Here is a 13,642-nt window from a genome sequence, read left to right as displayed (position 1 = left end):
CCGGACTATACCGTATCAGACGACAGGACATTGGTCATGCTTCTGTGCCCCGAACTGACAGAATGCCCCAGCTAAAAGATTCTTCTAATGAGGGCAAGGATTCACGCAATCCTGAGTCAGTCCTTTAAAACTCTGACCGCAACTTGCTTTTTCAGAGACACCATACCACTATGGTGTAGAACTTTGCTCAATTTTTGGTCACAAGCGCGAGTCAGGAATGCTCTGTCAACACCAAGAAAAAAAGCATTTTACTGATGAATAACCTTGTTCTTTTCCTGCAGCTTAGTGAATTGAGCCTCACTGTAAAGAGTGCCAAGCCGATAAATAATAACAATTAAATGTAGCCATGAGTACGATATATCGCTCCCTGTTCAAGGATGGAAAGCGAAACTCATGACCCTATAAATTATCGAGCCGGAGACAAAATGCCCTCTAACAACTTCTTACTTAGCTGTGTGGTGCCGGTTTTCAATGAAAGCCAGGTCATTGGTCGGTTCATGGAAGCACTGATTAAACAGCTTGAAGAGATCACCGAGCATCTTGAAATTATTGTGGTGGATGATGGCAGTACCGACAAAACGGTCGAACTGGTCGAATCCTTCTGTAATGACGAGAGGATCAAGCTGATTGAGTTATCCAGAAACTTCGGCAAGGAGACTGCGCTGACTGCCGGAATTGATGCCACTTCCGGTGACGCTGTGATTTTGATCGACGCAGACTTTCAGCACCCTCTGGAAATGATCCCTGTTTTTGTTGATTACTGGCAACAGGGTTACCAGATGGTCTACGGCGTCCGTCAGGACAGGGAAAATGAATCTTTCCTGAAAAAGAAAGGCGCACAATTTTTCTACCGAATCATGCACTCCAGCACAGGCATTGATGTACCAGCTCACGCAGGCGACTTCCGGCTACTGGACAAGGTAGTGGTCGATGCCCTCAGAGCCATGCCTGAGCGCAGTCGCTTTATGAAAGGTATCTATGCCTGGGTAGGTTACAAGAGCATCGGCCTTCCCTTTCAGGTTAGAAACCGGCTGGCAGGGCAATCCGGCTGGGGCTATGGCAAACTGACCAGCCTGGCTCTTTCGGGCATTACAGCATTCACTACTTTGCCACTCAGGATTGTCGGTGGGCTTGGACTGATTATTTCTTTCATCTCAGTGTTTTACGCACTCTTTATCATCTTTCGAACTCTTGTTCTTGGCGCCCCCTTGCCGGGCTGGCCCACGGTCATTGTCGCCATCACCTTTATTGGCGGCATACAGCTATTGTCTCTCTGGTTACTGGGTGAGTACATTGCCGGTATTTTCTGTGAAGTAAAAAAACGCCCCAGATACTTGATACAGCGACAACTGGGATTCAAGAATCAGAAGGATAGCAATGCAGCCGATTAAGTTTATTATAACTGGCAGTACTGCTGCAGCTGTTCACCTTTTTGTACTCTGGCTTCTGGTAGACCTGACTCAAGTAAACCCGCTACTGGCAAACCCTGCCGCTTTTATTCTGGCCTTTGTCGTCAGTTACCTGGGTCATTCATTGTGGACTTTTAATCACAAGCAACATGTACTTCGCAATACTCTGCTGAAATTCCTGTTGGTTCAATTGCTCTGCAGCTTTGTGCTCAATCAGGGGCTTTATACCCTGCTGTTAACCTACACCGGTTTGAATTATCTAATGGCCAGCTTTATCGTCCTGGCAACGATTCCCCTGGTCACTTATACCCTGAGCAAATACTGGGCCTTTAAATGAAAAGAATAACACTGTGCGCAGATGATTACGGGATTCACCCAGGGGTATCGGAAGCTATTCTGGAGCTGGCCATTCTCGGCAGAATTCAGGCCACCAGTTGTCTGGTCACTGGTCCGGACTGGATAAAGCAGGCAAGCCACCTGACGACCATTCAGGAAAAGGTTGATATTGGCCTGCATCTTAATTTAACTGAAGGCAATGGCCTCAGTTCCGCCTATGTAGACGGGCTCCCCAGCCTGAATGAGGTTTTAATCAAGAGCCATCTTCACTTATTGGACCGGACCGCCCTGCTGGAAGAAGTCACGGCACAATATCAGTATTTTATCGACGCTACCGGCAGAGCCCCCGACTTTGTTGATGGCCATCAGCACGTACACCACCTGCCCATGGTACGTGAAACCCTGTTATCGGTAATACGCACCTTTAGGCCCGAACCTTCTTTCTGGGTGAGAAGCGTTACACCCATCATCCGTCATGGTGGTGGCCTGAAAAGCTACATTATTGAAGGTTCTGGCAGTAAGAGCCTAAACTGCGAATTGCTCAACCAGAGTATCAATACCAATACTTCCTTTGCTGGCGTCTATTCACTGAAACCGCAAGAAAACTATTCCACCCTAATGAAAGCATGGCTCTCTGATTCATACGACAAAGGGCTGATTATGTGTCACCCGGGTAAAACTGCCGACCACATCAATCTGGATCACCCTCAAGCCAGACAGTTAGAGTTTGATTATTTATCGAGCCAACAATTTCTAGCCGACTGTCAACAAACAGGAGTTGATCTGTGCAGAATGAAGCAATGATTGCCGAGTCTTCACCCTCTTCCATGGTCATTAAGCACCCTTTTCGCTGGCTCGGTCTGATCTGCCTTTTTCAGCTGTTTTTCTGGACCCTGGGCCCCTGGTTGGTCAGGAACACGCTGCACTCTGACACACTTGAAGGCATCGCCTGGGGTAATCTCTGGCAGTGGGGGTATGAAAAACACCCACCTCTGGCAGCCTGGACTGCCGCTTTTTTTTCAAACTTAAGTGATACCAGCGACTGGCCTGTCTATCTCTTTGCCCAGGTTACTGTGGTGATTGCTTTTGTTGCTGTCTGGCGTCTGGCCAGAGAATATTTGACCGAGGCTGGTGCCCTGCTGGCAGTCTTTTTGTTACAAGGCATTCTCTTCTACAGTAACCGGGTAGAAAGACTGACACCGGACACGCTTCAGCATCCAATTTGGGCCTTACTTGCCCTGACTTTTTATTTTGCAGTGACTCGTCAATCCCTGGCTTATTGGCTGCTGACCGGAGTCATGTCAGGGCTGGCCATTCTGACTAAATATCAGGTGGCCGTTTTGTTTGCGCCCCTGTTTATTGTTCTTTTAATTACCCACGAAGGCAGACTCGCACTTTCCTCCGTTGGCCCATGGTTGGGTGGGCTTCTCGCACTGGCTATCGCCTCCCCCCATCTTTACTGGCTATGGGACAACAACTTTGCAGCAGTGAGCTATCTGGGAGAAAACTACGTTGAAAGTGAGCGTTATGGAACCGGTACACACTGGGATCATCTGATATTTCCTCTGAACTTTATCAAGAATAATCTGGGCAATGTCCTGGTATTCTTTCTTTTGATGATCCCCCTTTTCAGAGCTCCCAGGCTCCCTATCCTTTATGATCGTTTCAAAAAAGTTTTTCTAATCGCCATAGCGACAGGTCCATTTGCCTGTACACTCTTGTTTGGACTGGTAACCGGCGAGAAGCTCGTACCCCGCTGGGCTACCCCCTACTTTGTCTGGCTGCCGCTGCTGGTGCTGGTCTGGACTCGTCCATTGATCGATTACCCGCGTTTCAAGAAAGTGGTGTTCTGGTGTTTATTCACCGGGGTATTGTTTGTTTTATTGAGATGCAGCTACTTGCTGTTCAAACCTGTCTTTGATGAAGATTACTCGGATTCAGTGGAGTTCGTGCCTCTCAGGGCCCAAATGCTAAAAGCTGAAGAGTTGTGGGCATTTCACCAGGAAGATCGCCCTGAAAACGAAGGTTATATCCCTTATCTGGGCGGGCTTCACTACCACGTTGCTGAGCTGCTGGCGTATAGCCAGAATCACAAAACCATTCCATTTTTTGGTCTTAATCCGACAGAAAGCCTCTGGATGAAAGAAGAAGATTTCCGCAAAAAAGGCGGAATCATTGTCATGACGGATGGCAAGCGATATTCAAAGGAAGTCAGACAAAGGCTTGAAAAGAACTATCCTCAGGCTGAATTTCTAGGGCTCTTTGAATTCGAGCCCGTGACTAAAGTGAATGTGGATAATAAGCCTAAACTGTTTGTGGAGTATTACCTCTTAAGACCGCAAATGACCCCAGGTAATCTGGCGGAGGGCATTGATTAAGCCGATCCGCCTTTTTCTCACTGAACCTTGACAACCCGGCTGGCAGTGCCCTGGGTAAGGATTTTTACTTTATCGCCCGCAGCAAAGCTAACGGCCGGATCAGCCTGTTGAACAACAGAAACATAAGAGCCGTCATCCAGTCTGACTGTTAGTTCAACACCCTGCTTGGAGGTAATTTTCTTCTCGGCCATATTGCCCAAAACGCCACCGGCAACAGCTCCAGCCACTGCTGCAATAGCACTTTCGCGCTGACCACCAATACTGGAAGCTGCGATACCACCCACCGCTGCCCCTGCCAGAGTGCCGACCTCACCCTGGCTGCCTTCGAGTTTGACCAGCCTGGATTCAGCAACGGTGCCAAACCGGACTGTCTGCATTTGACGAGCTTCAGAAGCAGAATAAGTAGTCCCTGTCTGATCGGTCGTACAGCCAACCACAGAGAGAGAAAGCAGCAAGACGGTCCCTGCCTGTTTGATCCTATTGTTCATAAATATGCCTCCTGTTAGGTTTAATTCCAGTTTCCTGTCCAGTTTAGACTGTGCTACGGCGACAAAATTCCCCACTAATCCACTGATTTGGAAAGCCCTCTGATTTCTTCGCGAATGGCAAGATCACCCACTCTCTCGTTGATCGAATCGACCCATTCTGTTTTATAACCGCGAACACCCACGTTCTGCTCCTGGACTTCCAGATTTCCGCTCTCCTGAAGAATCTTCTGGAATAAGGCTCTGTCAGCAGGATCCACAATAGGTCCCGGTTCGGGTACCTCTCCGGTTTCCGGGTTGATCCTGGCCGCCAGAAACTTGATTTCGGCATCCAGCATTCCGGTTCTGTCTTTGCCGCTATTGCAATTGGATAATGGCACAGCACCCACCATGTGAGTCAACAGGGCCACTCTGGTAGCCAGCTTATAGGCATCATGATGATGGTGATAATGGCTACCTTTTTCATAGATTGCTTTAATCTGAGTGGTAAGATCCTTTACTGATCGATCATCCCTGTTTAACTGGTCCAGCCGGGCATTCAGTTCAGACACTTTTTCCCCGTTGCCTACTTCTTCGGCGTCCCTGATCTGCGCCCTGATTTCCTCACATTTCTTTGAAGTGCCATTGAGAAATTCAGCAGCCATACCGCCGGGGATGTCGGCCTTGCCCAGCTTGCCTACCAGCATTTCCATAGCCGGATCGTTCATTTTTTTCTGGAAAGATCTTCCACCTGTTACCAGAGAGGCGCTTCCAACCCCTCCCCAGTTCACAGGAATATTAAAGCGTGCCTGTTTGAAATTAAGTTTGATGGTCCGGGTCTGTCCGTCAGCTCCCGGAAGTTCCATCGTGACAGGCTGTTTAGCAGGGTCAGTAAAGTATTTGAAAGCTTCATTCTGAGCTTTCTGCATTTTTCTCTCTTTTCCGGAACCCAGGCCTGTCGTGACCATGGAAGTGGATGTCATAGCAAGTGTTGGGACTGGCCCTCCCTGTGACGCTATCAGAGCTTGCTCAAAAATATCAGGCCGGGTTGCCAGAGCCGAAAGTAAGATTTCTCTGGCCTTGACTTTTCCACCTTCAGCCTTTAGATCGGGATCCCAGTCAACACCATAAGGATCGGCAATGCCATGTCTTATGCCTGTGTAGACATTACTGTTATTAATAGAAAAATCACTGCGACTCAGGTTAGTAGCATGATACGTGTTGGTCGAATCGATACCGCTGACTCCATACCCTGCATAGTCAGTTTCATAGAGACGGGAAACCTCTCCCCTTAAGGACTCTGGCACTTTGATTTCAGCCGCAGGTTGCTGTCTGGAAGCAAACTCAACTCCAGCCTGAGAGAAAGATTTTTCTATCGTTTTCCAGGGACGAAAATTTAACTGATCGATAAAAGCCTCTTCGAAATCTCTGGCCACAGTTTGCTTATCGACGCCAGCCGAAACCAGGGCGTCCTGCAGAATTTTCGGATATGATTCTTTGGCCTTGCGCATCTCTTCCCTGTTGACAGGTTCATCGCCCTTAAGCTGAACGGTTTGCTGGAGTCTTCTCAACTCATTCAATAGCTGACGATCTAGCTTGGTCAGGCGTTCAACATCCTCTGTACGTCCCTCTCTCTGAGCCGAATGTGATTCATTCTTCAGAACTTCTCTGGCTGAATCAAACTGCAGCTTCTGTAACTTGAACAACTCTTTGTGATCGTGAGTACTTCCGGGAACGACCACTTCAGCATCTGATAGAGGTATCTGGTTGTGATCTGAGACGGTCTGGGACTCCCTGCTTTCATTCAGATGCACCTCTAACACTTCTCTGGCAACCTCCCTGTCTACATTCCTCAGAGATAATTCATTGAGGAGCTTACCTGGAAGTCCCCGCAGATTTTCTACCATCTTTTCTGTCACGGGTTCATAGTCCTGATGAATCTTTTTCTCATGCTGCTCGATGAACTCTTTCATTGCCAGAATAAGCTCACCACCATCAGACTGAAGCCTGGCTTCAATGAGAACATCTTTGGCTACGGAAATAGCTGCATTTTCGAATTGGTTTCTGGCCTGCTGATAGGCCTTCTGAACTTCAGGACTGTCACCCTGCCCCATTTTTACCTTGGCAAAGACATCTTCAACCTCTCTGAAAATATCGTTTGCCTGAGCCTGAGATCGAATATTGCCAGACATCATCTTCGGCACAGGCTGACTGAATGCAGTGATTTGTCTCTGCTTTATGGGGATATTGCGAAGTGCACGGTTACCTCGTCCCGGCAACTTTTTCAGAACATTCTTAATGGCTTTGATGAACCTGTTCTGGCGGCTGCTGTGCCTCGCCTCCTGCATTTCCCCGATATCCGGAGTTGCCGCTTGAGGGCTAACCGATGTGGGCTGGAAGCCCGCTGGAAGTTTGCTGCCATCCATAGCTATGATTCCTCAGTCAGTGATAAATTCCGGGAAGTGAAGAAAGAATCAGTAAATCCCTGAGCACCGCCACAGGGGTTGTCTGATCATATCGGGAGCGAATCTGTGTCCATTCATGTCTGGGGTTAGAGAACAGACCTGGAATTTGATTTAGTAGCATTAACAATAAGCCTTTGACATCCTATTAGAAGAATAGCCAAAGGCAGAACCTGTAACCTGTCATCGGTAGCTATTCACACCCTGAATGATGACATTTGTAATAGTTTGATAGGTAGAATTTCATATTGCCGGAAGCTCTAAGCAGGAACAGACTAACCCTGATATTTTGAGGTGGCACTTAACCAGACTCCCCATCTCTTGTTGCCGATATTCCTTATTAGTGGTGATACATCAATGGCACTGGATAATACTGATCTGAACGAATACCGCATCGAGCATGATCTGCTGGGTGAAGCCCCTGTACCCCAAGAGGCTTACTATGGCATCCAGACTCAGCGAGCCCTGGAAAACTTCAACATTTCCGGTGTCACACTGAACCACTTCTCAAACATTCCGAAAGCCCTGGCCATGGTCAAGAAAGCCTGTGCACTGGCTAACCGCGATCTGGGAATGCTGGATACAGCCAAGGCCGATGCCATTGCAGACGCCTGTGACGAAATTATTGCCGGAAAACTACATGACCAGTTCACCGTTGACATGATTCAGGGCGGGGCCGGAACCTCCACCAATATGAATGCCAACGAAGTGATTGCCAACCGCGCACTGGAGCTGATGGGTTACCGTCGTGGTCAATATGAGCACCTGCACCCAAACACACACGTTAACATGGCACAGTCTACCAATGACGTTTATCCAACGGCTATGCGTCTGTCCATGGTGTTGAAACACAACGAACTGGTTGTAGCCGCCAAGAGCCTGAAGAATGCCTGTGATGTTAAAGCTGAAGAGTTCAAAGACGTACTGAAAATGGGTCGTACCCAGCTGCAGGATGCTGTACCTATGACTCTGGGTCAGGAATTCCGTGCTTTCTCAACCACCATTGGTGAAGACATCGACCGTATCAAGGATATGGCCAAGCTACTGTGCGAAGTCAACCTGGGCGGTACTGCCATCGGAACGGGTATCACTGCAGACAGCCGTTACGCACCCCTGGCGGTTAAATACCTGTCTGAAATTTCCGGCCAGAATATGATCCTGGCGGGTGACCTGGTGGAAGCCACCTCCGACATGGGCGCTTTTGTTATCTTCTCCAGCGCCCTGAAACGAATGGCCGTCAAGCTGTCCAAGATGAGTAATGACCTGCGTCTGCTCTCTTCCGGTCCTCTGTGTGGCTTTAATGACATCAATCTGCCTGAAATGCAGCCAGGTTCCTCCATCATGCCGGGCAAAGTTAACCCGGTTATTCCTGAGGCCATGAGCCAGATCGCTTTCCACGTTATCGGAAACGATCTGGTCGTTACCATGGCTTCAGAAGCAGCCCAGCTGCAGCTTAACTACGCTGAGCCGGTACTGGTTTACAAGATTCTGGAATCCATCCAGCAGCTCACCAACGGTATGTTCATGCTGTCTGATCGCTGCGTTAAAGGCATTACAGCTAACAGGGACGTCTGTATGGATTATGTCTACAACTCTGTTGGCCTGGTAACCGCTCTGAACCCATACCTGGGTTACGAAAATTCCAGCCGCATTGCCAAAACTGCCTTGAAGACCGGTCGTCGTGTAGTAGATCTGGTTAAGGAAGAAGGCTTGCTGACGGACGAGCAACTGGCGGAAATTCTCAAGCCAGAAAACATGATCGCGCCACTGGACCTGAGCAATAAGGTACACTGATCGTTAAAATCAGTCGTATATAGTGACATCCGGTGTATGAAGAACCGCGCTATTGCAGGTGCGGTTCCTTTATCAGCCCTTTGTCCCCGGAATCCGTTGAAAAATCAAGACCAACAAGGATTTTACCGCCCAAAACCTGCCCTTCTGCTTACTTACCCACATTTAATAAACATTTACAGTAGTTATACCACTTGGAATGTATAATTTTTTCATTAACATTGCGCATTCCGTTAGGCGACCAGTAGAAAGCGAAATTATCTGGACCATTCAAACGTAATTACGACTTGGAAATATCGGACATCGAATAACCAAGCTCAGTATACTGGGTTGTAGTTTGCAAAAAGCTGTCCAGCAAAATCCAGGCAGAACAGCCCACTCAGTGTAAGTTGTAAAAGAGACAACAGGCGTTACAAGAAACAGCCTGCGCGGAGCATAGCTACTTCGAGGTGTTGTTACTTCAGTGCATTGTTACAAACCTCTGCTACACTGAGATCGAATTCCACAGCCGTTAAGCATGTAAAAAAATGAATGACGTGGTTCTACCTTCGCAAATTTTCTCCGGCCTGACGGCGTTTGATTATTAAATCCGTTTACGGCAACTTTTATACAGTTACAGTGGAGTCGTTATGCAGCAACAGGATATGAAGCAGGAGCCCACCGTTTTCATCATCGACGATGACGAGGCTGTTCGTGATTCGCTGAAAATGCTGATGAAATCTGTTGGACAGACAGTAGAAGCTTTCTTTTCCCCAGCCGAATTTCTGGAAGTCTACGATGAAAACCGTCCGGGATGTATCGTACTGGACATTCGTATGCCGGGAATGAGTGGGCTTGAGCTACAGAGCAAACTCAACGAAATGCACTGCATTCTGCCTATCATTTTTATTACCGGACACGGCGATGTACCTATGGCCGTTCAGGCTATCAAGGATGGTGCAATGAACTTTATCCAGAAACCGTTCCGCGATCAGGAGCTTCTGGACCTGATTAATGACGCCTTGAAACTTGATGCGCAACAACGTCGTGAGCTGCTCGAGCACAAAGAAATCCTTCGTCGTCTTTCTACGCTGACTGACCGTGAGCGTGAAGTTCTACACCATGTCGTTGAAGGTAAGGCGAACAAGGTGATCGCTGCTGACATCAATCTGAGCCAGAGAACGGTAGAAATCCATCGCTCTCGTGTGATGGAAAAAATGGGCACCAAATCCCTGGCCCATCTGGTTCGCCAGGTTATGCAGGTTAAAGAGCACCTGGAAGGTGAATTTTACTTCAAGGTCTGATCTCTATCCGGGGTGCCTTTATGAATGACGCCCCGGTTCATTAATCTCTCCCTGGTAGTGGTCAGCACACAGTCTTGTCAGTCCATAACACGCCAGCCCTGCTCCTCACAATTATCTCTGGATTCCCTGCGAAGCCTTGCGCCACCTTTTAAGTAGTCCCCGTACAACGTCTAGTACATCCCTCCATTCAGCAATTCTGAGACTAATCCTAAACTCCTAATACGCTATGAGAGAGCTGAGGGCAGAAGTCGATTTTTCTTAAATGAACGAGACTATTTTTGGGACTATTTTTGGCTACCAAGCGGTAACTGAATACTTTATTAATAAAAAAATCGATCATTTCAGAAAAATCATCTACTTTATTGCAACTAAAGTTTTTCTTTCATTGCAGATAACGCTCTGCTGGATGTAGATGCCCTGTGTTAAGAGAGCAGGTCATTCTTTCAGAGCATGAGTACAACAGAGTTCCCATTTTCTGGCAGGATACCCGATTACCCTGCAGAGGCTGGCGGCTCGGCAAAAGACACAAGTATTGTTATTGAATTGACCATCAAGGCTGCCCCTATGAGCTTGGCAACAAAAGCTACTGTGTATCTTCTGGAACAGGATACAAATGTTACCGACACCATCCGCAGCCTGTGTGATGAGAAGTCTATGCTACTCGAATGTTTCAGCAACAGCAGTGAACTGTTGATGGCGATGCAGGCCATAAAGCCTGACTGCATCATTGCTGAGAATGAAAAAGAAAGTAAAGAAGCTATACAGCTGTTGGAGACCCTGAACGAAGCTGAATATGATATTCCTGTGATCGTTCTTGGACACCATAACGATGTCCACACTGCCGTCGCGGCCATCAAGGCAGGCGCAGTCGACTACATCGAAAAGCCCGTTATTTATGGCCGACTGGCTGAACACTTTAACCAGGTGATCGGCGGAGGGGGTGCTGCTGCGGTTTGATTCATTTCAACTCACAGATGATTCCAGCCCCCTGACGTAACCGGCCAGCTCATCAAGCAGAGCCTGCTGTGCGACGGAAGCCATCCCCTGTGCTTCATCCATAGCCTGCCAGAATGAGCCAAAGCCGAGAATCCGGTCGTCACCCTCAGACAGTCTCAGCTTTCGATAAGATTCCCAGGTTTCCAACTCCTCGACATCCAGTGTCTCTGGATAATGTCGTGCCCGGTAACGAAACAACATATCATCCAATCGCGCATCATCGAAAGAAAAGCCCAGTCTGGCCAGAGAATAGGGCTCTGAAGATCTGATCACCTGCATTCGCTCTTTATCTTCATCAGAGAAAAAACCACCGGTATAGAGCATCTGATCCGGATCGCTGGAAGTGTTTTCTGGCGCAGAGTCAAATACCTGCTGAACCTTCTGCATCACTTGTGGATGTTGCAGCAGCCATTCCCTGTTCCTTGAGCACGCATTCAGATCTATCCCCAGTCGCTGCTGGTCCTCTGGCCTGAGTACCTTCAAGGGAGCTACCACCGGGCATTTATTGATATGCACCACTTTCAGAGCAATCCTTTCCTGCCCTTCTCTGGCAGGTGAGAATAATCGCGCCTGTAACTCTTCCACCGACAGGTCCATCAGAACTTCAGGGTCAACAGACAAGTCGTAAACGACCACCCCATTGCGATTAACGGGATGTATGGCAACAGGCATCACGATAGCAAGACAGTGCCTCTGAGCACCAAACATACCTGAGACATGGACAACAGCCTCTTTTTTCATCAGATTCAACTGCCGGGAAACGTCTCTCTTATTGCGAAGGTTCAAGATAAAGTTGAAGACTCGAGGTTGTCGGTCACGTATCAGACGTGCCATCGCTATGGTGGCTCTCACATCAGACAAAGCATCATGAGCATCGCCATGATCAATCCCGTTTGCCTGGGTCAGTTCTTCCAGCCTGTAACTGTTAAAACCATCTTCTCTTTTGGGCCAGACAATACCTTCGGGCCTCAGAGCAGCGGTCAGCCTCACCAGATCAATGAGATCCCAGCGACTGTTTCCGTTCTGCCACTCCCTGGCATAGGGATCATAAAAGTTTCGATAAAGGCTGTTACGAGTCACTTCATCATCAAAGCGAATCGAGTTGTAACCTGCGGCACAGGTTCCGGGCTCCACCAGCTCGGCATGAATCCGACGAATAAACTCCGGCTCAGCCACCCCTCTTTCGTTGACAACCTGAGGTGTCAAACCGGTGACCAGACAGGCCATGGGATGAGCCAGATGATCTGGGGGTAGCTTGCAGAAGATATTGAGAGGCTCCCCGATTTCATTCAACTCGGCATCAGTTCTGATACCCGCGAACTGGCAAGGCCAATCCGTCGCGGGATCGGTGCCAAAGGTTTCGTAATCGTGCCAGTAGAAACTTCTCAGCATGTTCACTCCTGCCAATTTAATGCAATCTTCCCCTTCAGGGATTCAGTAATTCTGGAAGCAAAGTCCATCCGGTTCGCTTCAGGCAATTCAACCTGGATAACAACCTGGTCGGTATAGTCACAATCAATGATCTGTCCTGACAAAGATTCGAGCCAGTGTCGAAAAGCCTGTTCGCTGGCATAATCCAGCACTGCGGTTCCCCGAACCATGGGAACGCATTCAACCACAGGTAACTGTTCGACGGCGGCCTGAACTGATGAGCCATAAGCCCGAACCAATCCTCCGGCTCCCAACCTGGTACCACCAAAGTAGCGTACCACGACGGCAGCGACTTCTCCGATTTGACGATGCTGCAAAACATTTAGCATGGGCTTGCCAGCCGTGCCACCGGGCTCACCGTCATCATCAAATCCCATGACGGTATTCCCCTCGGGAGGGCCCGCTATAAAAGCCAGACAATGATGGGAGGCGTCAGGAAACTGTTTTCTCAGAGATTGCTGGAAGGAGAGTGCTTCGGCTCTTGAGGCCACTCTGGACAGGAAAGTAATAAAACGGCTTCGCTTGACTTCCGTTTCCCGCTCAAAAGAGGTTTCGGGTAAGAGGTCTGGCACCCGATAGCGGCCGGAGGGCTGGCTGGACATTCAATTCTCTTGTTGCAGTCAGGGCGATGTGAATGCACAAGACAAAGCAGATAACAATCAACCCAGTGATCGTTGACCTTATTTTCCGCTAAATCTATGGGCACTCAGTGAAAGAAAAGTACTCCTTGAGCACTTCAACCAGATCAATAATATCATGCCCTGCACTGACAATACTGTAGCCAGAATCAAAAAACTCCGGACCCACGTCGGGCTTGCACCAGTGACACCGGGCATCAAAGTCAATATAATTTTTCTCTTCATCCGGACCAGGCAGCTTAATTCTCATGCTGTAAACCGCACCAATGAGAACCGGTACCGTACTGATGAGCATCAGACCATTGCTGCTGATATTGCCAATACTTCCCATTTCCTTGAGCGTATTCCTGTTGTAAATGGTCAAATAATCATTCAACTGGTGACGCTTGATGCTGCGACGCTCCTTGCCGCGTGGGACCATAGACATAATCTGTATTCCTTTACTGCCCAACCT

At 48.4% G+C, this 13,642-nt stretch carries 12 protein-coding genes; 7 read left to right on the top strand and 5 right to left on the bottom strand.

All coding sequences use genetic code 11. From position 1 onward, the window contains the following. Positions 1 to 425: 425 nt before the first annotated feature. From ACOJUO_RS15395 to ACOJUO_RS15380, 4 genes are read left to right on the top strand one after another with little or no spacing between them, the layout of a single operon-like run. Positions 426 to 1,391, top strand: coding sequence for a glycosyltransferase family 2 protein (locus tag ACOJUO_RS15395; protein WP_422137432.1), 966 nt, complete (start codon positions 426 to 428; stop codon positions 1,389 to 1,391). Then, positions 1,378 to 1,746, top strand: coding sequence for a GtrA family protein (locus tag ACOJUO_RS15390; RefSeq protein WP_422132906.1), 369 nt, complete (start codon positions 1,378 to 1,380; stop codon positions 1,744 to 1,746). The genes ACOJUO_RS15395 and ACOJUO_RS15390 overlap by 14 nt, the downstream gene beginning before the upstream one ends. After that, a complete protein-coding gene (locus ACOJUO_RS15385; RefSeq protein ID WP_422132905.1) occupies positions 1,743 to 2,549 on the top strand; it encodes a ChbG/HpnK family deacetylase in 807 nt (268 codons plus the stop codon). The genes ACOJUO_RS15390 and ACOJUO_RS15385 overlap by 4 nt, the downstream gene beginning before the upstream one ends. Then, entirely contained in the window at positions 2,531 to 4,123 is a 1,593-nt protein-coding gene (locus ACOJUO_RS15380; protein WP_422137431.1) for a glycosyltransferase family 39 protein, read from the top strand. Before ACOJUO_RS15385 ends, ACOJUO_RS15380 begins: the two co-directional genes overlap by 19 nt. A 17-nt stretch (positions 4,124 to 4,140) precedes the next feature. On the opposite strand, the gene ACOJUO_RS15375 is transcribed toward ACOJUO_RS15380, so the two are convergent. Both ACOJUO_RS15375 and ACOJUO_RS15370 read right to left on the bottom strand, forming a co-directional pair. Continuing rightward, a complete protein-coding gene (locus tag ACOJUO_RS15375; RefSeq protein ID WP_422132903.1) occupies positions 4,141 to 4,611 on the bottom strand; it encodes a glycine zipper 2TM domain-containing protein in 471 nt (156 codons plus the stop codon). Positions 4,612 to 4,685: 74 nt separating this feature from the next. Further along, on the bottom strand, positions 4,686 to 7,013 hold the full coding sequence (locus ACOJUO_RS15370) for an inositol phosphate phosphatase SopB (protein WP_422137430.1): 2,328 nt from the start codon (positions 7,011 to 7,013) through the stop codon (positions 4,686 to 4,688). Between the two features lie 393 nt (positions 7,014 to 7,406). Between ACOJUO_RS15370 and aspA the strand changes: the two genes are divergently transcribed. The 3 genes from aspA (at position 7,407) to ACOJUO_RS15355 (ending at position 11,080) form a co-directional block, all read left to right on the top strand. Beyond that, positions 7,407 to 8,843, top strand: coding sequence for an aspartate ammonia-lyase (gene aspA / locus ACOJUO_RS15365; protein ID WP_422132901.1), 1,437 nt, complete (start codon positions 7,407 to 7,409; stop codon positions 8,841 to 8,843). Positions 8,844 to 9,469: 626 nt separating this feature from the next. Then, the gene (locus ACOJUO_RS15360; protein WP_317142683.1) at positions 9,470 to 10,123 is read left to right on the top strand and encodes a response regulator transcription factor; all 654 of its coding nucleotides are present in this window, start codon (positions 9,470 to 9,472) and stop codon (positions 10,121 to 10,123) included. 450 nt (positions 10,124 to 10,573) lie between these two features. Beyond that, positions 10,574 to 11,080, top strand: coding sequence for a response regulator (locus tag ACOJUO_RS15355; protein WP_422132900.1), 507 nt, complete (start codon positions 10,574 to 10,576; stop codon positions 11,078 to 11,080). Between the two features lie 6 nt (positions 11,081 to 11,086). On the opposite strand, the gene sbcB is transcribed toward ACOJUO_RS15355, so the two are convergent. The 3 genes from sbcB to ACOJUO_RS15340 form a co-directional block, all read right to left on the bottom strand. Beyond that, complete coding sequence (gene sbcB / locus ACOJUO_RS15350; protein ID WP_422132899.1) at positions 11,087 to 12,511, bottom strand: exodeoxyribonuclease I; 1,425 nt, start codon at positions 12,509 to 12,511, stop codon at positions 11,087 to 11,089. A gap of 2 nt (positions 12,512 to 12,513) precedes the next feature. Beyond that, positions 12,514 to 13,152 (bottom strand): YigZ family protein, encoded by a 639-nt coding sequence (locus tag ACOJUO_RS15345; protein ID WP_422132898.1) that lies wholly within the window; start codon positions 13,150 to 13,152, stop codon positions 12,514 to 12,516. A gap of 94 nt (positions 13,153 to 13,246) precedes the next feature. Then, positions 13,247 to 13,615 carry a PilZ domain-containing protein gene (locus ACOJUO_RS15340; protein WP_422132897.1) on the bottom strand — a complete coding sequence of 123 codons (369 nt, stop codon included), beginning with the start codon at positions 13,613 to 13,615 and terminating at the stop codon, positions 13,247 to 13,249. Between the last annotated feature and the right edge of the window lie 27 nt (positions 13,616 to 13,642).

It is taken from the genome of Endozoicomonas sp. ALC020 (assembly GCF_049275935.1).
GTDB lineage: Bacteria > Pseudomonadota > Gammaproteobacteria > Pseudomonadales > Endozoicomonadaceae > Endozoicomonas_A.
This window is presented reverse-complemented; position numbering and strand designations above follow the sequence as displayed.